The sequence below is a fragment of the Anoxybacillus sp. FSL W8-0104 genome, assembly GCF_038004465.1.
GTDB classification, from domain to species: Bacteria; Bacillota; Bacilli; order Bacillales; family Anoxybacillaceae; genus Anoxybacillus; species Anoxybacillus flavithermus_G.
Map to the genome: position 1 here is coordinate 2,076,711 of NZ_JBBOQU010000001.1, position 20,308 is coordinate 2,097,018.

At 42.3% G+C, this 20,308-nt stretch carries 17 protein-coding genes and 1 other annotated feature; of the genes, 1 reads left to right on the forward strand and 16 read right to left on the reverse strand.

Annotated features, from left to right (window positions below; translation table 11 throughout):
- Positions 1-4 precede the first annotated feature (4 nt).
- The 8 genes from NST18_RS10955 to msrA all read right to left on the reverse strand — a co-directional run bounded on the left by NST18_RS10955 (position 5) and on the right by msrA (position 10,357).
- The gene (locus NST18_RS10955) at positions 5-1,867 is read right to left on the reverse strand and encodes a sensor histidine kinase (protein ID WP_340721440.1); all 1,863 of its coding nucleotides are present in this window, start codon (positions 1,865-1,867) and stop codon (positions 5-7) included.
- Positions 1,868-1,962: 95 nt separating this feature from the next.
- Positions 1,963-2,853 (reverse strand): polyprenyl synthetase family protein, encoded by an 891-nt coding sequence (locus NST18_RS10960; protein ID WP_004889114.1) that lies wholly within the window; start codon positions 2,851-2,853, stop codon positions 1,963-1,965.
- A gap of 124 nt (positions 2,854-2,977) precedes the next feature.
- Positions 2,978-3,421, reverse strand: a complete 444-nt coding sequence (locus tag NST18_RS10965; protein WP_231110079.1) for a hypothetical protein — start codon at positions 3,419-3,421, stop codon at positions 2,978-2,980.
- A 204-nt stretch (positions 3,422-3,625) separates the two neighbouring features.
- On the reverse strand, positions 3,626-6,040 hold the full coding sequence (gene pheT, locus NST18_RS10970) for a phenylalanine--tRNA ligase subunit beta (protein ID WP_340720644.1): 2,415 nt from the start codon (positions 6,038-6,040) through the stop codon (positions 3,626-3,628).
- 15 nt (positions 6,041-6,055) lie between these two features.
- On the reverse strand, positions 6,056-7,090 hold the full coding sequence (gene pheS, locus NST18_RS10975; protein ID WP_004889110.1) for a phenylalanine--tRNA ligase subunit alpha: 1,035 nt from the start codon (positions 7,088-7,090) through the stop codon (positions 6,056-6,058).
- 50 nt (positions 7,091-7,140) lie between these two features.
- Positions 7,141-7,376: a binding site (T-box leader), on the reverse strand.
- 196 nt (positions 7,377-7,572) lie between these two features.
- A complete protein-coding gene (locus NST18_RS10980) occupies positions 7,573-8,922 on the reverse strand; it encodes an ISLre2 family transposase (protein WP_340721139.1) in 1,350 nt (449 codons plus the stop codon).
- A 161-nt stretch (positions 8,923-9,083) separates the two neighbouring features.
- Positions 9,084-9,836 carry a TrmH family RNA methyltransferase gene (locus tag NST18_RS10985; protein ID WP_004889109.1) on the reverse strand — a complete coding sequence of 251 codons (753 nt, stop codon included), beginning with the start codon at positions 9,834-9,836 and terminating at the stop codon, positions 9,084-9,086.
- Positions 9,833-10,357 (reverse strand): peptide-methionine (S)-S-oxide reductase MsrA, encoded by a 525-nt coding sequence (msrA, locus tag NST18_RS10990; RefSeq protein WP_004889108.1) that lies wholly within the window; start codon positions 10,355-10,357, stop codon positions 9,833-9,835. Before msrA ends, NST18_RS10985 begins: the two co-directional genes overlap by 4 nt.
- Positions 10,358-10,440: 83 nt before the next feature.
- Here msrA and sspI point away from each other — a divergent pair, with 83 nt between their 5' ends.
- Positions 10,441-10,650 carry a small acid-soluble spore protein SspI gene (sspI, locus tag NST18_RS10995; protein ID WP_035018475.1) on the forward strand — a complete coding sequence of 70 codons (210 nt, stop codon included), beginning with the start codon at positions 10,441-10,443 and terminating at the stop codon, positions 10,648-10,650.
- Between the two features lie 49 nt (positions 10,651-10,699).
- Here sspI and NST18_RS11000 read toward each other — a convergent pair whose 3' ends face one another.
- From NST18_RS11000 to NST18_RS11035, 8 genes are all read right to left on the reverse strand, one after another.
- Positions 10,700-11,749, reverse strand: coding sequence for an aldose epimerase family protein (locus NST18_RS11000; RefSeq protein ID WP_004889106.1), 1,050 nt, complete (start codon positions 11,747-11,749; stop codon positions 10,700-10,702).
- A gap of 58 nt (positions 11,750-11,807) precedes the next feature.
- Complete coding sequence (locus NST18_RS11005) at positions 11,808-12,827, reverse strand: LacI family DNA-binding transcriptional regulator (protein WP_004889105.1); 1,020 nt, start codon at positions 12,825-12,827, stop codon at positions 11,808-11,810.
- Between the two features lie 21 nt (positions 12,828-12,848).
- Positions 12,849-13,142, reverse strand: a complete 294-nt coding sequence (locus NST18_RS11010; RefSeq protein ID WP_340721441.1) for a Beta-galactosidase C-terminal domain — start codon at positions 13,140-13,142, stop codon at positions 12,849-12,851.
- Between the two features lie 61 nt (positions 13,143-13,203).
- Entirely contained in the window at positions 13,204-14,652 is a 1,449-nt protein-coding gene (gene tnpC, locus NST18_RS11015) for an IS66 family transposase (protein ID WP_088223283.1), read from the reverse strand.
- An 87-nt stretch (positions 14,653-14,739) separates the two neighbouring features.
- A complete protein-coding gene (locus tag NST18_RS11020; protein WP_340721443.1) occupies positions 14,740-15,270 on the reverse strand; it encodes a helix-turn-helix domain-containing protein in 531 nt (176 codons plus the stop codon).
- A gap of 172 nt (positions 15,271-15,442) precedes the next feature.
- Positions 15,443-18,484 carry a glycoside hydrolase family 2 TIM barrel-domain containing protein gene (locus NST18_RS11025; RefSeq protein ID WP_004889103.1) on the reverse strand — a complete coding sequence of 1,014 codons (3,042 nt, stop codon included), beginning with the start codon at positions 18,482-18,484 and terminating at the stop codon, positions 15,443-15,445.
- Positions 18,485-18,505: 21 nt separating this feature from the next.
- Positions 18,506-19,330: a carbohydrate ABC transporter permease gene (locus tag NST18_RS11030; protein ID WP_004889101.1), complete on the reverse strand. Its 825-nt coding sequence runs from the start codon at positions 19,328-19,330 to the stop codon at positions 18,506-18,508.
- A complete protein-coding gene (locus tag NST18_RS11035) occupies positions 19,323-20,240 on the reverse strand; it encodes a carbohydrate ABC transporter permease (protein ID WP_004889100.1) in 918 nt (305 codons plus the stop codon). Before NST18_RS11035 ends, NST18_RS11030 begins: the two co-directional genes overlap by 8 nt.
- Positions 20,241-20,308 lie beyond the last annotated feature (68 nt).

Sequence of the window (20,308 nt, forward strand, 5' to 3'; positions counted from 1 at the left end):
ACGTTTATAATGGAATGGTTACCGTTATCTCTAATCCAGATCCATGCGATGACGCGATTTTGCATGTTCCACCTAATCCTTGCACACGCTCTTTTATTCCAAATAATCCTAAATTACCATGATGATCATTTAATTTTTCCATCTCTATTCCTACTCCATCGTCCACATAACGAAGTTGAACAGCCTCATCTTGCGCATCGAATACGAGTTGGATCGTTGATGCTTGAGAATGTTTTACGGCGTTGTTTAACAATTCTTGTATGATCCGATACATCGCCAGTTCCTGTTCTTCTCCTAATTTAGCTTGTATGTGAACATTCCACTTTACTTTTATATTCGTACGTAAATGAAATCGGTCAATAAGCTGCGAGATTGCTTGTTTTAGTCCCATCTGACTCAAAAACGGCGGTCTTAATTCATGACATATTTCTCTTGTTACATCAATGATATCGAGGATCTCCTCGTCGATATCGTTTAGCTGTTTTTGTATATCTTCCACGCATAGAGGTTGAACAAGCAAGTTTTCCACTTTTCGTCTTAACAAAATTAAATCTTGAAGCAATGTATCATGCAAATCGATCGCCAGTTTTTTTCTTTCCCTTTCTGACCATTGGAACATCAACCGAGTAAACAAAATCGAATGTTCTTTCTCTTTTAATCGATCTAACTCTTTCAATAGATCCTCCACTTTTAACATGTTTTCGATCGTCATGCTTGTATAATAAACAATGGTAGATAGCCAATCTTTTTGCTCGGTGCGAAATGAAAGAGGATGTTTCTTTTTCCCTACTAGCCATAAAGGTGTTTGACGAAATGAACCGATAAACATGACAAATAAGGAGCGATGTTCCATTACGCGACCGATCGAAAGTGGGGCACCATTTATTTTTTTGACGATATTCGCCCAATATGCTTCATTGTACTCAAAAGGAAGCGGTTCGTCTATGGACTGAATCACCTTTATTTTTTCCACGTCCAAAATTTCTTGCAATTCCTTTTCCAAACAATACATGGCTCCTTCTACTGTACGCTGTTTTTTCAGTTGTTCACTTATGCGATACAAACTCTCTTCATAAAAATGTTTTTGCATACGTAATTTTGTCCGCCATTTGCGGTCTAACCATTCTTTTATGTAAAAAGTAGCAAGGACGATGATGTAAACGATAGAAAATAAAACAACAAGTTCAGCCCATTTGCTAGAGTGATGGATCCATTGATTGTACACAATCATTATAAAAAAAGATGGGAATAATGCGAACAAACCGAGATACTTCAACCGCCCGATGGAAAATGGCAGTTGAAACAGTTGATCTGTTGCCATTAAATAAAAGAAAACGGTCGGTAAGGCGAAAAGAAAGATAACCGTTAATTCCGCTGGCAATATCCATTTTTTCATTACTAGCATAGGAAGACTATAAAAGAAAAGAAACGGGATCGTCGATAAACTAATTGCCAATACAATTCCTTTTATCGTATGTTGCAGTTCATCCCCCCTAAGCTTTCTCCACCCTTTCCCTAGCGAAGTAAAAACAGATGACATGTTGATAAAATATGCGAGCAATAGCGCGTTTGTCTCATCGATGGAATGAAACGGTGCCGTAAGCGAAACAAAAACTAACAAAATATTTAATCCATAAAGAAGAAAGACACTTGTTTTCGCAAACCACACTTTTTTCTCTTTCTCAAAATATTCATAAACAAAATGTAAAAAGACGGTAGGTAAAGCTAAAAATGTACCGTTAAACACTTGTCTTCCAATCGGTTCATATTTTGCTGATAGGCTGGCGCTCACATAACAAAGCCCCATCAACAATAACAAATAAATAAGCACAGTCGCTGATTTACCATGCGGTCGCAACTGAAGCAAAAAAATGCTAAAACGGATGGTAAATAAAAAGAAGACCGTCGGTAAAAGGATGTAATATACCCATTGTGCAACCCCATGCGACTTCATATCCACTCTCAAATAAATGTTTTCAGCGCAGATTTATACGCATCATCTACATCTAGTTTTTCGATTTCTTGCAAAGCCTTTTCCTTGTAAATCTGGCTCATCACTTTTGCATAGTAAAACGCTCCTTCCTGTTCCATTTGCTGAAGCGCTTTTTCTTTTTGGACATACATCCTATCGTAGTCTATATCGTTGTTGAAATACTGCTTCCATAAGTTATCGTTCTTGCTTTCTAGCATATACAAAATCGGAAGCGACTTTTTCTTTGCTTGAATATCAGCTTTTTTATCCCAGTTGTATAGCGCATCAAGATCATTGTCGATTTGTGCTGCAATACCGATGTAGCGAGCATATGTTTCAAGCGTTGCGATGTCCTCTTTTCCTGCTAATAATGCTCCGATTACACAAGCCATCGCAACAAGAGAGCCTGATTTTTTCTCTACCATTTTTATATATTCTGCTTCTGTTTGTACGTCACACGCCACATCGAGCTGTTGTCCGTGTACACTTTGCAACAAGCAAGACGTAACATATGACAGTGCCTTTAATTTTTTATTACTAGGAATCGGTACATTCGCAATCGCTTGCTGGCCAAGCAGCAAGAACCCGATCGCAATATGAAGAGGAATAGCTGTATCCTCGAAACGATCTTGATCGACTACATCATCAAGTAAATCGCCAGCAAGCACGATCAATTCAATAGCCGCTGCGATATATGTTGAGTGATTTCCTTGTGTCGAAAACAAGTCATAATGCAAGTAAGCCAACCGTCCAAACAACAAATCGCTCTCTTTCATATGTTGCTCGATTGCCATCAACATGTGTGCTTTCAGTTGCGGTTCCGACATAAATTGTTCCACGATTTCCTTTATTTTTTTCGCTATTTTTTCTTTTTCACTCATCCTATCGCACCTTACACAAATATTTACAAATAGGGAATGTTCGACAAGTTCAATAAAATTCCTTCCTGAAAAATAAAAAGACTTGTCGAAGATTGTGACAAGTCTTTTGCTTTGCTATCACTTACTACCCAATAGAACGATTAGCATTGCAATAAAACTCTATACTTGTTGAAATCGTATATGTTGCACCATTATAGGAATATTTTCCTGACACAGTAATGACATATGTGCGCCCACTGTCAATTAATTCCACACTATATCCTGTCTGTGTCCACGTCCCACTGCCGGATGCTTTTGAGGAAATCGATTTAACTCCCGAAAACAGTTGCCTTTTATGAACATCACTATACTGAGTTTCAAAAGTTCCTGTCACATACAAAGTTTGAACTGTTTGTCCAACTTGGATCGTGGTTGTTTTCGTCTTTGATGCAATCGATTGAGGAGTAACCGCCCCCGATTCTTTTATCCCTTTTTGATTCGAAGTTGCCAATGAATCTTTTCCTATGCCAAATAAAATTCCTCCAACAAGCATTACCGCTACTGCTATGTTTACAAATTGACGAATCATCTTAAAAATTCTTCCTTTCGTTTTAATAGTTTGATTATACTTCACTTTTTTTCCATTCTTCACCGCCAACTTATGTTGGAACCCCGCCTTCTTTTGGCGGTGTGCACGCCAATTTTGGCTGACTAGATAAAAAACGCCCCCACCCATCCGACAAGGACATAAAAACCCCCATCCAATGCCCGTGCATCAGATGGGGGTTTCGTTTTACCCACGCAATGTAGCGCCGAATTGTTGTTCGACCGCTTTGATGACTTGTTCGTGAACGTTTGTGACTTCTTCGTCCGTCAATGTCCGCTCTGGGTCATAGTAACGGAGCGAGAAGGCGATCGATTTTTTGCCTTCTGGAAGGCGATCGCCTTTGTAAACGTCGAAAATCGATACGTCTTTCAACAGTTCACCGCCTGCTTCAATAATTGCTCGCTCGAGGTCACCTGCTACAATATGCTCGTCAACGACAAGAGCAATGTCCCGCGTAATGGATGGGAAGCGTGGAATCGCTGTATAGCGAATGTCATCTACTTCCTCTTTTAATAACGCTTCAAGATCTAGCTCAAATACATATGTTTCTTTTAAATCAAATTGTTTTTGCACGTTCGGATGTAGCTGACCGACAAAACCGATTGTCTTATGATCTAATAAAATTTCTGCTGTACGCCCTGGATGAAGGTGCTCGCGTTTTGCTTGCTTGTATGCAATGCGGTTCTCTAATCCTAGCAACGCAAACAAGCCATCTACAATGCCTTTGACAACATAAAAATCAACTGCTTTTTTCTCTCCTTGCCATAAATGAGCGTGCCATACACCTGTCAAAACGCCTGCGAGACGCTCTTTTTCGCTCGGCAGTTCATGTTCACCGTTAGCTAAGTATACCGAGCCGATTTCGTATAATGCTACGTTTTCGACTTGGCGGGCGCGGTTATAGCTTGCTGCTTCCAATAAGTGCGGCACTAAGCTTTGGCGCAAGACGCTGCGCTCTTCGCTCATCGGAAGAGCAAGACGGATCGGTTGCGCCGTTTCAAGCGCAAACATCGTCGCTTTTGCTTCGTTTGTGAGCGAGTACGTAATCGCTTGGAATAATCCCGCATCTTCTACATAACGGCGCACGTGGCGACGCTTTGCTTGATATGGTGTGAGTTTCCCTGGCTTTGCTTCCCCGATCGGCAATGTCGCTGGCAAATGGTCGTATCCGTATAAACGCGCTACTTCTTCGATGATGTCTTCTTCAATTGTAATATCTGCACGACGTGACGGAATAGTAATCATAAACGTGCCGTCATGTTCCGTAAATGTAAATTGCAAGTTCGTTAAAATGCCTGCGACTTCTTCTTTCGTAATTGTTGTGCCAAGCACGCGATTGATACGATCTAACGTAATCGTAACGACGACTTCTTTTTTTGTCAGTGTGTTGACTTCCACAACGCCGCCAACGACTTCTCCGCCAGCATATTCCGCCATCAACGCCGCTGCACGATCAAGCGCTTCTTTCGTGCGCGCAGGATCAATGCCTTTTTCAAACCGTGTGCTCGACTCACTGCGCAATCCATGATCTTTGACCGCTTGGCGAATCGTCGCTCCGTTAAAATATGCTGCTTCAATAAATACGTTTACTGTTTCATCACATACTTCCGAATTGGCACCGCCCATCACACCAGCTAAAGCGACAGGCTCTTTCCCGTTCGTAATGACAAGATGATCTTCTGTCAACGTGCGCTCTACATCATCAAGCGTCACGATTGTTTCACCGGCTTTTGCACGGCGAACGACAATTTCGTTTGAGCCGAGGCGATCGTAGTCAAACGCATGAAGCGGCTGACCGTATTCAAGTAAAATGTAGTTCGTAATATCGACGACATTGTTGTGCGGTCGAATGCCAGCCGCCATTAAACGCGCTTGCATCCAAAGCGGCGATGGGCCAATTTTTACGTTTTTCACGATGCGCCCTGCATATAAAGGATTATCTTCTTGTGCATCGACGCGAACAGAAATATAATCATGAACATTTTCATTGTTTTCGTGAAGTTCGATGGTCGGAAGCTTCACGCTTCTTCCTAAAATCGCTGCCACTTCATAAGCGACGCCAATCATGCTTAAACAATCGGCACGGTTTGGTGTTAAACTAAGTTCTAACACTTCGTCATCCAAGTAAAGGAGTTGTAGCGCATCCGCTCCGACCGGTGCATCGCTTGGGAAAACGAAAATGCCGTCGGCGTATTCTTTCGGCACTAATTTTGACTCCACGCCAAGCTCTTGCAACGAACAAATCATGCCGTTCGATTCTTCACCGCGCAGTTTTGCGCGTTTAATTTTAAAGTTGCCAGGCAATACGGCACCAACTTTAGCAACGGCAACCTTTTGTCCTTTTGCGACGTTCGGTGCCCCGCAAATAATTTGCACTGGCTCCCCTTCCCCGATATCGACTAAACATTTGCTTAATTTATCAGCGTTCGGATGTTGTTCGCGCTCAATTACATGTCCGATGACAACACCTTGTATTCCTTTATTGCGCACCTCAACGCTTTCTACTTCAATCCCTGCTTTCGTAATGCGGTCGGCTAATTGTTTTGCCGTAATGCCTGTTAAATCCACATATTCCTGTAGCCATTTATATGAAACGAACATCGCCAACCCCTCCTTTTACACCCGACGAAATTGTTGCAAGAAACGAAGATCGTTTTGGTAAAAATGGCGAATATCATCAATGCCATATTTGAGCATTGCGATACGCTCTGGACCCATACCAAACGCAAAGCCTGTATATTTTTTCGAATCAAATCCTGCCATTTCAAGTACGTTCGGATGGACCATCCCTGCCCCTAAAATTTCAATCCAACCTGTTCCTTTACATACGTTACAGCCGTGCCCGCCGCAATTAAAACATGATACGTCGACTTCAACAGACGGTTCGGTAAATGGGAAGAAGCTTGGTCGGAAGCGAATGTCGCGATCTTCGCCAAACATTTTGCGGGCAAATTCACGCAACGTTCCTTTTAAGTCGCTCATGCGAATGTTTTCGTCCACCACGAGCCCTTCAATTTGCGTAAATTGATGGGAATGCGTTGCATCGTCGTTGTCACGGCGGTACACTTTTCCCGGACAAATGATTTTTACCGGACCGCGCCCTTGATGTTTTTCCATTGTGCGCGCTTGCACCGGAGACGTATGTGTACGTAATAAAATTTCCTCTGTAATATAAAATGAATCTTGCATATCGCGCGCCGGATGACCTTTTGGCAAATTGAGCGCTTCAAAGTTGTAGTAATCTTGCTCTACTTCTGGACCTTCAGCAATCGTATATCCCATGCCGATAAACAAATCTTCAATTTCTTCAATAACGAGCGTGAGCGGATGATGATTGCCGCGTCTGATCGGGCGACCCGGAAGTGTCACATCAATCGCTTCAGATGCCAATTTTTTCTCTACTTCTTCTTGTTCAAGCGTTGCTTGCTTTGCTTCAAGTGCTGTTTGAATCGCTTCGCGCACGTCGTTGACAAGCGCTCCCATGAGCGGGCGCTCTTCAGGCGACAATGCCCCCATCCCGCGCAGCACTTCTGTAATGGGGCTTTTTTTTCCAAGATACGCCACACGTACGTCATTGAGCGCTTTTAAATCGTTTGCTTGTTCAATTTTTTCAAGCGCTTCTTGTTGAAGCTGTTGTAACCGCTCCTTCATATGGAAATCCCTCCTTGTTATGTATAAAAAATAAAAAACTCGCCCCTTAAGTAAGGGACGAGTGCACTCGCGGTACCACCCTTGTTAGCTATGTCGTTCGCATAGCTCACTTCATTCAGATAACGGTTTACACCGGAACGCCTTTACATTTTGCATGCGCAAAATGGTCCAAGCGCCAACTCCCGAGGTGAATTCACTTGCTTCCACCATAAAAACGCTCGCAGTCTATGGCGTTTTCTCCCTGAATGGCGATCGGCAAGCTACTCTTCTCGATCATCGTTTTTTGTATGATGAAATTCTTCATTTATTATAAGCAAATGGGGAATAACGTGCAAGGTTGCGTTTATTTTTGTTTGAGTCAAGACTTTGTGGGAGATTTTTTTCTCGACCGATTTTTTTGGTTATATATGGTTTTATAAAATCGTTATATGTAAGCGCTTTTACTTACTCTCATCCTGTAGGTATGTGCGTTTTCTCTCGTTTTAAAAACCTTTCAATGCTTGCAATGCCTCGTAAATCGGTGTCCCTGAAGATTGGCGAAGGTATGGGATGTTATCTCGTACCACTTCTGTCATTTGCGTTTGCACGCGCTTCAGTGCCTTTTTCACGATCGTTTCTCGTTTCGTTTCTTCTCGTTCTTCCGCGCCATACATCACTCCATCGCGTGTCCGAATGAGTAACGTATCTTTTATCGCGACGATCGCTCGCAACATCGCTTCAATCCCTGCATCCCTCCAACTTCGACCGTTTTTACTTCGTTTCGCAAACACATGCATCGTTCCTTCCGCACTCCCCATCGCCCTCATGTTTGTCGTGTCAATCCCTTTTTCCTTCAACCATACGCGATAGTCACGTAAACATCCTGGTATCTCCTCGATTCGACGAACAAGCGCCTCGAGTTGCTTTTCCTTCTCCTCATGTTCTAACGTACCGATGGCACTTGTGAGTTCTCGTAACACACCTTCTTCATCCCATGATGCTAACTTCTTTCGAATCACCCGATATCTCGCATGACCTCGGAACAATTGACGAATCTCTCTTGCCACATGGAACCGATCAAGCTGAAAGTACCCCCTGTCCCCGAAATATTCTCGACACGCTGTAATCCATGGGGCTCCATCTCCATTGATGACCACCCAATCCTCAAACGGATCATAGCTGTATTCCTTCATCAGAAAATTCTCTACAGCTTCCCAAATCGGTTCATTCGTTTGATGAACCATATACCGTCGATTCACTAAGGATACGCGTTTCCCGTTTTTCTCCCATCCTTGGTGAATCGTGATGATCTTTTCTTCTTTTCCTTTGATGCGGCTTCGTTGACGTTTCACGTACAACCCGTCTGCTTCGATAAAAAACACGCGCCCTTTTTTCTCCATCGCACGGTGCCCTTCCACCTCTGCCTCGATGATGGACTGGCGAATCGTTTCGTGACTCATACATGCATACCCCACCAGCTTTTCAAGCGACTGCGCAGCCTGTCGATACGAAGAACCCGTCACGGCGAGATGAATCGCTGTCTCCTCTAATAGCGGACTCACTCCATGCGCCCCATCGAACTGGAGAAAGACATCGAGTAAAGACGTATACACCTTTTTTTCACGGTCAAAGTAGTAGTTTCGCTTCACTTCCACCTCTCCAAATAGCGTTTGGAGTCGGATCGTCCGCTTATCTTTGAGCGCATATCGTTTCTTGTCCCGCTGTTCTGCCAATGTGCGGTCGATCTCCTCCAACACCTGTTGAAGGAGATGACCATATTGTTTTTGCATATGTCTAAATAAAGACTGTTCGATCTCTTTTAATGTCAAGCCGTTTGTGATATAATCCTGCATGGGCTCCACTCCTTTCTTTGGTTGTATTTTTTTTCGCACTTACTACCTTACCAGGAGGAGAGCCCGTTTTTCATCTATTTTGCTTACATATCTGACAGGTTCCTTATTATACCAAATCAGGAACCTGTCTTTTTTTCTCCCACAAACATTTTACTCATACTTTATTTTTTCTGTAAATGGTAAAGTAAAATCCCTGTTGCAACGGCTACGTTTAACGATTCTGCCTTCCCATAAATCGGCACATATAAGTTGGCAGTTGTTTGCTGTAGCCACTTATCGTTCACACCGCTTCCTTCGTTTCCAACGATTAATGCAAACGATGACGAAGGAGATACAGATCGATAGTCTACTCCGTTTTGAAGCGATGTTCCATAAATCGGAATATGCCTGTTTTGAAAATGGGCGATCCATTGTCCAATATCTCCTTTTATCACAGGGAAATGAAACAACGAACCTTGTGTTGCACGAATCACTTTTGCGTTATATATATCGACGCTTCCTTCTCCGACGACAACAGCGTCTATTCCAGCAGCATCTGCCGTGCGAATGATCGTCCCTACATTCCCAGGATCTTGTACGGCGTCAATGAACAATGCCGTTTGTATATCATCCACGTTCCAATGCATTTGTTTACATACCGCTGCAATGCCTTGCGGTGTTTCTGTGTCGCTTATCGCTTTTATCACTTCATCGGTCACGATCGTCATCGGAATATGAGAAATATTCCAACTAGCTGGGATGACCGCATGCTCCGCAACAATCAGTTCTTCGATATGAACACCACTTTTGACCGCCTCTTCTACTAAATGAAATCCTTCAATGAGAAACAGCCCGGTTTTGTCGCGTCCTTTTTTCGTTAAAAGCTTTTTCCATTGCTTCACTCGTTCATTTTTTGGCGATTCAATTCGTTTCACTCGTTTTTCCCCCAATGTTTCGCAATAAATTCATCGCGTCCAGATGCCGCACGGTCTTCTTTATAATGTTTCGGATTTTTCTTATGGTAATTTTGATGATAGTCTTCTGCTGGATAAAACGTTGTCGCTGGTAAAATTTCTGTTACAATCGGCTTGGAAAAACGACCGCTTTCTTCTAATTGTTTTTTCGATTGCTCCGCTAATGTTTTTTGTCTTTCGTTATGATAAAAAATCGCTGTTCGATATTGTGGACCACGGTCGTGAAATTGCCCCCCGTCATCCGTTGGATCAATTTGACACCAATACAACTCCAACAATTTTTCGTACGGAAATACATCGGGATCAAACGTAATTTGTACCGCTTCATAATGTCCTGTCGTTCCTGTTTTCACTTGTTCATACGTCGGATGTTCGACATGTCCACCTGTGTATCCAGAAACGATGCCGTAAATCCCATCAAGTTCTTCAAACGGCGTAACCATGCACCAAAAACACCCACCAGCAAATGTTGCTTTTTCCATTTTTCTCTCTCCTCTTTTATGAATAGTAGTTATCATTATAGCAAAAACTACTTACGCAATACATAAAGAATGGAGTGAGTCAAATGGACTTTAACTTACGTGGTGCCGTCATGGCAAACGTTGCAAACAGCTCAAAAGACCAGCTTCAACATACGATCGTTGATGCGATTCAACAAGGTGAAGAAAAATATTTACCTGGTCTTGGTGTCTTATTCGAAGCACTATGGAATCACGCGACAGAAGAACAAAAACAATCGATGCTTGAAACATTAGAAAAAGCAGTAAAAAAATAGCCTTCGCATTGAAGGCTATTTTTATCGTAAAATAAAACGTTCCATGATGTTAATAGGACACACGAAACGTATATTTTGTTGTCGATGAATACAATTGTCCTGCCTGCAATATACAAGACGGAAAATGAGGATGATGAACCGCATCTGGCAACGCTTGTGTCTCTAAACAAATGCCTAAATACTTTCGAGATTGTAGACCATTCATTTTTTCACCATGAGGGATTTGGTTCCCAGTATATACGACGACACCAACTTCATCCGTTTCAACAACTAATGTTCGCCCACTTTCACGGTCAAATAAGACAATTTCTTCATCATGATGAGTATTTAAAATAAATGGATGGTCATATCCTTGTCCGACTAAACGAATTTGCGGATCAGTTGACTCAATGACTTCTCTCAACTTTTTCCCTTGACGTAAATCAAAAGGTGTACCTGTCACATCTTTTATTTCCCCAGTCGGGATAAATTCATGATCTAACGGTAAAAAACGGTCACTTTTCATTTTTAGTTCGTGTTGCAAAATATCTTTTTTTACGTTACCGCTCAAATTAAAGTACGTATGATTCGTTAATGTAAACGGCGTATCTTCATCAGAAATGGCTTGATAAGAAATAATTAGTTCGTTTTCATTGTTTAATGTATATGTGACTTGCACATCGACGTTCCCAGGATATCCTTCTTCCCCATCAACACTCCGATGTGAAAAACAGACACCAACTTCTTCTTTTTTCGAAAATCCTGCTGCTTGCCAAATGATGTGATGAAACCCTTTCTTTCCACCGTGCAGATGGTTTCCATTTTCATTTGCATATAATCTATACGTTTTTCCATTTAACTCAAAACAACTATTTTTTATTCTCCCGGCTACCCTTCCGATGACAGCTCCTAAATACGGACGGTTTGTCAAATACGAAGAAAAGTCATCAAACGCTAAGACAACATTTTCATATTTTCCATTTTTATCAGGCACAAGTATACTTGTAATGATGCACCCGTAGTTTAAACAAGTAACTTCCATTCCATGATCATTTGCAAGCGTAAATGCGATGATCGGTTGACCATTTATTTTTGTTCGTTGTTCTTGTACAAGCTTCATGCGCTTTTTCTCCTTTTCGTTCATATCATAAAAGAAATAGCCTTCGCCAAAGCGGAAGCTATTTCTTTACCGTATAGATACAACTACTTTCCCTCACAACAAGTTTTGTTGGAACAACAATTTTTTTCGGTATTTCTCTTTTCGTTTGAATTTGTTCAACAAGCAATTCAACGGCCGTCTCGCCCATAAATTCCGTATAAACTTGCACAGTCGATAACGGTGGTTGAACAAATTTCGATGTAGGAAGATCGTTAAAGCCTACGATGGCCACTTCATTTGGCACATCCATTCCAGCTTCATGTAGCGCCCGCAACGCTCCAATCGCCATCGAATCGCTTGCGATAAAAAACGCAGTTGGACGATTTGGTAGCTGAAGTGCTTGTTTCATTAACATATATCCATCTTCAGCAATAAAACGTCCGGTGAATACATACTCTGGAATGAACATGCCGCGCAAATATAAATATTCATAAAATGTACGTTCACGCTCATCTTGAACTAGTTGACCATCACCAACATATTCGCGCCCCCCAATATAACCGATATGCTTATGACCGAGATCCATCAAATATTGAAGAACACGAACAGTTGCTTTCCGAAAATCAACAACGACAGAATCAAAGCGATCTTCATCGGGAGAGTAGTCAACAAAAACAATATGTTTTGTGACTGACATGAATAAGTCAATATTTTGTTTCCCAAACTTCCCAACAGCAATAATTCCATCTAAGCCTGTTAACCATTCTGATTCATACGAACCATCTTTCTTAAACAACTTGACGAGCTCAATTTGGCGATGAAAACATTCCTTTTCTACACCGAGACGGATTGCCATATAATATGGATCGTCAAGCTCTTGAGATTCCGAGTACCAGTTGACAACGCCAAAACGAAGCCGTTCTTTCGCGCTCATTTGATTGCGTTCCCTAGGCGTTTTATAGTTAAGCTCTTGGGCAATTTCAAAAATGCGCTTTCTCGTTTCATCCGATACAGATAACGTCGTATCATAATTTAATACACGCGATACAGTGGCAACGGACACCCCTGCCTTCTCTGCGATTTCTTTCAATGTAGCCATTGATGCAACCCCTTTATTATGCTAAATTTTAACGATTTGACTATCATACGGTTTGAGGGTCAAATTGTGAAACCTTTTTTCTTGATCTGTATGGTTTAAGATGAACATGTACTCACCATCATCACATACACGTCGATACACTTCAACACCTTCGTCGCTTTCTACATGCCATATGTGATGTTTTTGCACAATTTCCTTTGCAAGGTCATTCAGCACATCGTCATCTATGCCCCCACCAATATAATAAACGTTCCCATCACCATATTCATTTTCAGTTATCGCTGCGAGCGGATAAAATTTTTTGTAACTATTCACTCCGATAGTAGTATGTAAAGAAGCGCAACACAAATAGGGCATCCCCGTAATAGAAAATGCCCTAAGTGGTAGAAAGAACGCGATCAAGCGTGTCACCCGTCAACAGAAGACATAACGAATCCCACACGTTTTTTTCGTGTTTCGTCAGTGTGGAAACGATGCTTCTTGTGATACAAAAAGACTGGGCGAATGTTTCTACGCGAAACGTACCCGAAATGTTCTCTTTGACTTTAACCATGCGAAGATCGCGTTCGGCTTGGTTGTTGTCAAAGGGAACATGTACTTCACGTAAGAAACGCAACGCTTCTTCCTTTCGTTTCTGAAGCCGTCGAACAAAAGCGAGTGCTTTTTTCGGAAGAGGTGTCATCGTTTCCAATCGATGTTGTGCTCTTTCTAGGATGCGATCATACACTCGTTCCCACCGTCTCGCTTCTTCTTCGGAAAGTGCACCGTGATGGGCTTCGACGGCTTGCTTGGCGGCTAACAGAAACGTGGTCATGCGCATCGCCCACGTATGCCCTTGTTCGATGAATCCTTTTAACTCACGCAAATGGTGGGCATGACAAAGGGCATGGGTGGCATGTGTGTATTTCGGATACGTACCGAACCCATCGTGCATCATCGTCCCTTTGTATTGTGGAAGAATCCCGATCTCATCCGTTGCTTTCTTTCCACGAGAAGCGTGAGAAGCCAAGTATGTATATCTCGATGTACACGCGACATGCACCCATGCGAGTTTCCCATTGATGCGCAAACTCGTTTCATCGACATGCAGGATGTTGGATTCAAGTAAGGCGTCTTCGATGATGTCCATATTTGATTCCAGCGCTTCGCGTCCTCGTTTCACCATATTGGCAAGGGTTCCTGTACTAATCGAGTGTTGATATAACGCTTCGATTGTATCACTTAAACGCTTGTACGGGATCAATTGGATATGATGTAAATAAACAACGAGCGCAGTAAGGCGTGGACCGTATTGCACATGATTCGTGACATGGGATGGGAATTCGGCTTGTTGCACGCATCGACAATGCGGACACGATTTCACTTCACGTTCATGTTGTGTCACCTCGATCGCCACAGGAGGGACATCAAACACTTGACGGATATCGACTTTGAACGGTTTGACGTCACGCAAAGAAACCCCACATCCTTGACACGTATGCACACGGTGGACGACACGATGATGTGGATGTTCCACTTGACGGAGCGTCGTTCCTTGATGTCCTTCTTGTCCGCCTGGCTTGTTGCCAGATGGTTGACGAGAAGAACGTGTGTTGGCAAAACGGTCAGAAGATGGGGGCAAATGGCTATTGGAGCTGTTTTTTTTCGTGCGTGCTTCCAGCTCTTGAACACGGTACTTCAGTTGTTCATTTTCTTTGCGTAGCTGTTTGTTTTCTTTCAACAGTTGCTCAATGACTTGTTGTTGGTGAGTAATGAGCTGCTTTTGTTGTTGGACTTTGCTGATTAAGCTTTCAACTGTAAATACAGCTTGTTGTACCGTCAACATGCGATTCACCTCCTTGTCTATCAATATTCACATCATAGACAGGAAAAGCAAAAAATATTCAGCTCACTTTATGATGTGGCTGAATAGTTACAATTTTTTTATGAAGTCGATCTGTTTCTCAAAATTCTTTTGTCGATCCGGATTGCCTTTCGCCAATGTGTAGGTCGGCCGTGTCCACGACAGCCCTTTGCGGTGCAGGAGTTTTCGCAACGCTTCGCGGGAAATGCAAACACCGAAGTGCTTTTCGACATAGGATTGCAGGAGTTTGGTGTTCCACGCCGAAGCGACGTCCCAGCCCAGTTCTACGGGAGTGGTGGTCAACACAAGCTGTTTGATCTCTTCCTGCTGTTCTTCGGTGAGAAACGGCTCCCGCCCGGGGGCGAAATCCCGATGAAGCAGGAGCTCCAGACCGCCTTCATTGAACAGCGACACATAATGGGAAACGGTTTGTCGGCACACGTTGACCATGGAGGCCACCTCTTTGCCCAAATAGCCTTCCATGACCAGGCGAACCGCCATCACCCGTTGGCGAAGAAGGGTGTTTTTGATTTTCCGTTCCTGTTTGCGAAGTGTCCGAGGTGTCCATCCGTGATCGTTGGTGATGCACAAACGCTTCATGAATGATCCTGCTCCTTTTCCATTGGTTTCCTTAGGAACAGGATCATCGGAGTGTGCACGAGTAATTTAAGAAGATTAGTTTTTAATGAACACATATTGTTAGGGCAATTTTTATTTTTCAAGATAAACGAAAACGCTAAGATGAGAAGTTTACATCATGATGCTGTTGTCGCTAAACTTTATGAATCATAAACTCAAATTCCATGTCTTGATCTGCCTTTATGACGTATTCATCGTGAACTGGGGCGCCCCAGCTGTCGTCCCCGCCAACTCCCATTTGTCGACCTGCTACCGTGACAACCGTATAATGAATATTGGGCAGCTCGTAATGATGATTGGCATGTTCAAGTTCAAAAGCTGTGTATGGCGAAAAGTTGCATTCCAACGGTTCAGTTATAGAAGAAATTTTTATTCCCTGTCCATTGTTGTTCGTTAAGCTTACTTTACGAACACCTGTTCTGTTTCCTGATTCCTGCGGTTTGAGATAGCGCGATACATTGTCAGATACTTGATTTCTAAAAATTCCAAGTCTTGCCCCCTTTGAGCGGTCGACATAGTTTTCTTCGGGCCCCATTGCATACCACTCGAGTTGATTATAATCGGCTGGAACCTTGAATGATACCGCAAAAATCGGCATTGACGGAAGATTCTCGACTCCATGATAGACCGCCTTCACGCGAATGCTGCCATCAGCATAAACGGTATAACCAATTTTCACTTCCAATTCAGGGTGAATGGAAAATTTGTAGGTAAAGGTGACATTTACTTGGGCCGCTTCCTCTTTCACATCGACTTTTACACATTTACGTGCCAAACTCGCCGCATACCAAAGCCCCGAATAGAAGTCTTGCAAAAAACCTCGGTCATTATCAGTCGTGGCCCTCCAAAACAATGGTGCAGGAGGGACCGCAATCATCTCCTTGCCTGCATAATTCATTGAAACTAGGCTTCCTGCCTGTTTGGAAAACATGATCGTAAAATCTTTGCCGTGCACCCCAATGTTGACATCACCATGGACAACTTTTAACTTTCCGCTAGGAACAACGAATTCCTTGGAACCAATCTGGAATACAAACTGGCCGAATGCCACCTCATAACCAGCATCAGCCCAAAGTGTTTTTTCTTTCAATTTAAATGATGCATGAATGCAATATTCACCTGCATCTGCCATCATCCCAAGGGGCCAGTCGAACTCGACTCTTTTCTCTTCCTGCGGTGCTACCGATACATTCAGCTTGCTTCGATACAACTCTCTCCCTTCAAGGAATAGGACGTATTCTAAATCATATTCACTTGTGTCAGTGAAAAGACTTTCATTTCTAATATTAACACCGTATTGATCCGGTGAAAGCTTAAAGTTTTGGTAAAGATATTTTACTTCCTGCATCTTCGGTGACAACTCCCGGTTGGCATAGACAATTCCGTTCGCGCAGAAACCGTAATCGGTTGGACGGTCGCCAAAGTCCCCTCCATATGCCAAAAATTCTTTTCCATAACGATCTTTTTTCACAAGGGCTTGATCAATGAAATCCCAAATAAAACCACCTTGATACATCGGATACTTTTGTTCCAAATCCGTATATTTGTACATCCCGCCGAGCGAGTTCCCCATTGCATGCATATATTCGCAGCTGATATACGGTTTATCCGGATTTTCTGTTAAATACTTTTCAATTTCATGAGGCTTTGCGTACATACGACTTTCTATGTCGCTTATATCATTGTACTCGCGGGCGTAGAATACTCCTTCATAATGGACAAGACGGCTCGGATCGACTGACCGAAAATAGTTGGCGACGTTTAACAGAACTTCCCCAGCATACGATTCATTTCCACATGACCAAATCAGGATGGAAGGATGGTTCTTATCCCTTTCAAACATTGAAATCGCCCGGTCCATAACAATGTCTTGCCATTCTCGATTGTTCCCCGGAACATTCCATGTGGGGTCGACACGGCCCATTTTTTGCCACGTTCCGTGCGTTTCCAAATTCATTTCATCAATGACATAGATGCCGTATTCATCGCACAGTTCATACCAATAGCTTTGATTCGGATAGTGTGACGTACGGACTGCGTTAATGTTATGACGCTTCAACGTTTTAATATCCCATAGCATATCTTCCTTTGTGATCGCCCGGCCTCTTCGGCAATGAAATTCATGTCGGTTAACGCCTTTAAATACAATCCGTTTTCCGTTAAGGTGCATAACTTTATTGATGATCTCGAATCTTCGAAAACCGACCTTCTGTGGAACAACCTCTACCAATTGGCCAAACTCGTTAAAAATCTGAATATATAGCTTATACAAATACGGTTTCTCCGCGCTCCATAATTCCGGTTCATCGACCGCAATGGAAAATGTCCCCTTTTCGCCATGAAGCTCTCCGTCTTTTTTGGCGACAAGGTCGCCTTTCGCATCATACAGTTCAGCGATAAACCTAGAGCCGGCAGGTACCGGAGACAAAAAGGTAAGGTCCGCCGTTAACATGCCTCTCGTATAGGACGAATCCAATTCGGCGCGAACATGTAAATCATAGACATGAATATCTGGCACTGTATAAAGGTATACATCGCGAAAGATTCCAGAAAAACGCCAGAAATCCTGATCCTCAAGCCAACTTCCGGTGCTGTACTGGTAAACCTCAACCGCGAGCTTATTCTCTCCATCCTTTATAAAAGGTGTAAGTTCAAATTCTGCCGGCGTGAAAGAGTCCTCACTATACCCAACAAACTGCCCGTTCAACCAAACATAAAACGCTGACTCTACTCCTTGAAAAGAAATATACACCGGTTTATCTTTCATGCTTTTAGGGAGATTAAAAATTTTTATATAGCTTCCTACTGGATTATAATCCATAGGAACTTCTGGAGGATGAACATCGCAATGACCATCCCACGGATACATTACATTTACATACTGGGGAGTTCCATAACCTTGCAACTGAATATGTCCTGGTACGGAAATATCACTCCAGTTTGAGCAGTCAAAATCGAGCTGATAAAATTCCGCCGGTCGGCTAGCTGGATTGACTGCATAGTGAAACTTCCAATTCCCATTCAACTCATAGCGCATCGACATGGAAACTCCACTTTTTGCTTCTTCCAACGTCTCATAATAAATATGGTCCGAATGGGCAGGTAGTCGATTAACACCGAACACACGAGGATCTGAAAGCCATTCTAATGTGGGGGTTGTTAATGTTTTTTTCATTATTTCCACACTCCTTACTCATCATTTTACTGAACCGAGCATCCCAGCAACGAAGTGCTTTTGCATGAAAAAGAAGATTAGCGCCGTCGGCAAGGTAGCGATCACAACAGCGGTCATGATCATTCCAAAATCCGGATAATGACTCGATCCGAGATTTGATATAAGCAATGGCACCGTCTGGTTCTCCGGGGACTGTAATATGACAAGTGGCCATAAATAGCCGTTCCAGCTCGACATAAATGTAATAATGGCCGCGGCTGCATAGGTTGTTTTCATGGTAGGGACATACAGCCTGAAGAAGATCCCCCATTCAGACAATCCATCAATTCGGCCCGCTTCAATAATTTCCTTCGGGAACATTTTCGTGTTTTGGCGGAAGAAAAAAATCAGAAATGCCGTTGTGACTGTCGGCAAAATAACGGCCGTCATTGTATCAATACCGATGCTTGGAAATATTTGTGATATTGTCCCAAACATTCTAAACAACGGGACCATTAAAGCAGCAAAAGGTATCATCATTGAAAGCAACAAGAAATTAAATACAAAATCTTTTGTTTTGCTTTTAAAAATTTCAAATCCGTAACCAGCCAAAGAGGAGACCAACAATGCAAGTAAAGTTGTTACAATCGCGATTTTTGCCGAATTCATTAATGCATTGACCAGATTAGTGCTATCAAGCAGGTTGCGGAAGTTTTCCATAAAGTGACTACCTGGCAATAACCGCCCTTTCGTCACTTCTACTGATTTATTCGTTGCACTAACAACCATCCACAAAAATGGAAACACAGAAACAATAGATGCAATGGTTAAAACAGTATAGTTGAATACGTTTTTAAGATTACTCATTTTTATCACCTGCCACTTTAAACTGAATAATAGAAAAGAATACAATCATAATCACAATCGCATACGAAACTGTTGCCGCATAACCGAAATCAGGAGTATATTTAAATGAAAGATTGTAGATATATTGAGAAATCGTCATCGTTGCATTTCCCGGTCCCCCTTGCGTAATGTTCACTACTTCATCGAACAGCTGGAGCGTACCGATTGTTGAAGTGATTGACGTAAACAAAATCACAGGCTTTAACAATGGAATCGTAATTTTAAAAAACTGCTGAACTGGCGAAGCACCATCAATTTTAGCGGCTTCATAAATGGATTGATCAATATTTTGTAGAGCAGATAAGTAAAAAATCATATTATATCCTGCCCATCTCCACGTAAGAGCAATAATAATGGTCACTTTAGCCCAAAAAGGATCACCTAGCCAGTTGATTGGCTCAGATATAAGGGAAAATTTCGTCAACATAACGTTGATCAATCCATCTTCGCTAAACAAATATTTAAATATGACAGAATACGCAACTAGGGAAGTGACACATGGTAAAAAGATTGCTGTTCGGAACAATCCTCTCAGCTTTAATTTCGGATTATTCAATAGTACGGCTAAGAATAAAGCGACAATAATCATAATCGGAACTTGAATAATAAGGTATATCACTGTATTTTTTACAGTTGTTAAAAAGGTAGGATCGTTAAATAGACGAGCATAATTTTTCAGTCCAACAAAAGTTAGATTCGCACCCGAACCTGATTGTAACGAAAGAATCAATGCCTGAACCATTGGATAGAAATAAAATACGCAAATCATAATAGTAGCCAATATCACAAAAGACCATCCAACTATTGTGCTCTTAATACGGTGTTTCCGATTAATATTTCGACCTGTTTTAATCGTCAAATCTATATTCATCTTATCTCAACTCCCTATCACTATTGATAACAAAAAATCCATGAACAAACTTTTACTCTCCTTCCGCG

What these genes read in the sequence shown, in the direction of transcription:
- NST18_RS11025 (WP_004889103.1), bottom strand. Translation starts at nt 18,484, where the DNA reads ATGAAAAAAACATTAACAACCCCCACATTAGAATGGCTTTCAGATCCT.
- NST18_RS10980 (WP_340721139.1), bottom strand. Translation starts at nt 8,922, where the DNA reads ATGCAGGATTATATCACAAACGGCTTGACATTAAAAGAGATCGAACAG.
- NST18_RS10965 (WP_231110079.1), bottom strand. Translation starts at nt 3,421, where the DNA reads ATGATTCGTCAATTTGTAAACATAGCAGTAGCGGTAATGCTTGTTGGA.
- NST18_RS11005 (WP_004889105.1), bottom strand. Translation starts at nt 12,827, where the DNA reads ATGGCTACATTGAAAGAAATCGCAGAGAAGGCAGGGGTGTCCGTTGCC.
- msrA (WP_004889108.1), bottom strand. Translation starts at nt 10,357, where the DNA reads ATGGAAAAAGCAACATTTGCTGGTGGGTGTTTTTGGTGCATGGTTACG.
- pheS (WP_004889110.1), bottom strand. Translation starts at nt 7,090, where the DNA reads ATGAAGGAGCGGTTACAACAGCTTCAACAAGAAGCGCTTGAAAAAATT.
- tnpC (WP_088223283.1), bottom strand. Translation starts at nt 14,652, where the DNA reads ATGTTGACGGTACAACAAGCTGTATTTACAGTTGAAAGCTTAATCAGC.
- NST18_RS11035 (WP_004889100.1), bottom strand. Translation starts at nt 20,240, where the DNA reads ATGAATATAGATTTGACGATTAAAACAGGTCGAAATATTAATCGGAAA.
- NST18_RS11000 (WP_004889106.1), bottom strand. Translation starts at nt 11,749, where the DNA reads ATGAAGCTTGTACAAGAACAACGAACAAAAATAAATGGTCAACCGATC.
- sspI (WP_035018475.1), top strand. Translation starts at nt 10,441, where the DNA reads ATGGACTTTAACTTACGTGGTGCCGTCATGGCAAACGTTGCAAACAGC.
- NST18_RS10960 (WP_004889114.1), bottom strand. Translation starts at nt 2,853, where the DNA reads ATGAGTGAAAAAGAAAAAATAGCGAAAAAAATAAAGGAAATCGTGGAA.
- NST18_RS11020 (WP_340721443.1), bottom strand. Translation starts at nt 15,270, where the DNA reads ATGAAGCGTTTGTGCATCACCAACGATCACGGATGGACACCTCGGACA.
- NST18_RS11030 (WP_004889101.1), bottom strand. Translation starts at nt 19,330, where the DNA reads ATGAGTAATCTTAAAAACGTATTCAACTATACTGTTTTAACCATTGCA.
- pheT (WP_340720644.1), bottom strand. Translation starts at nt 6,040, where the DNA reads ATGTTCGTTTCATATAAATGGCTACAGGAATATGTGGATTTAACAGGC.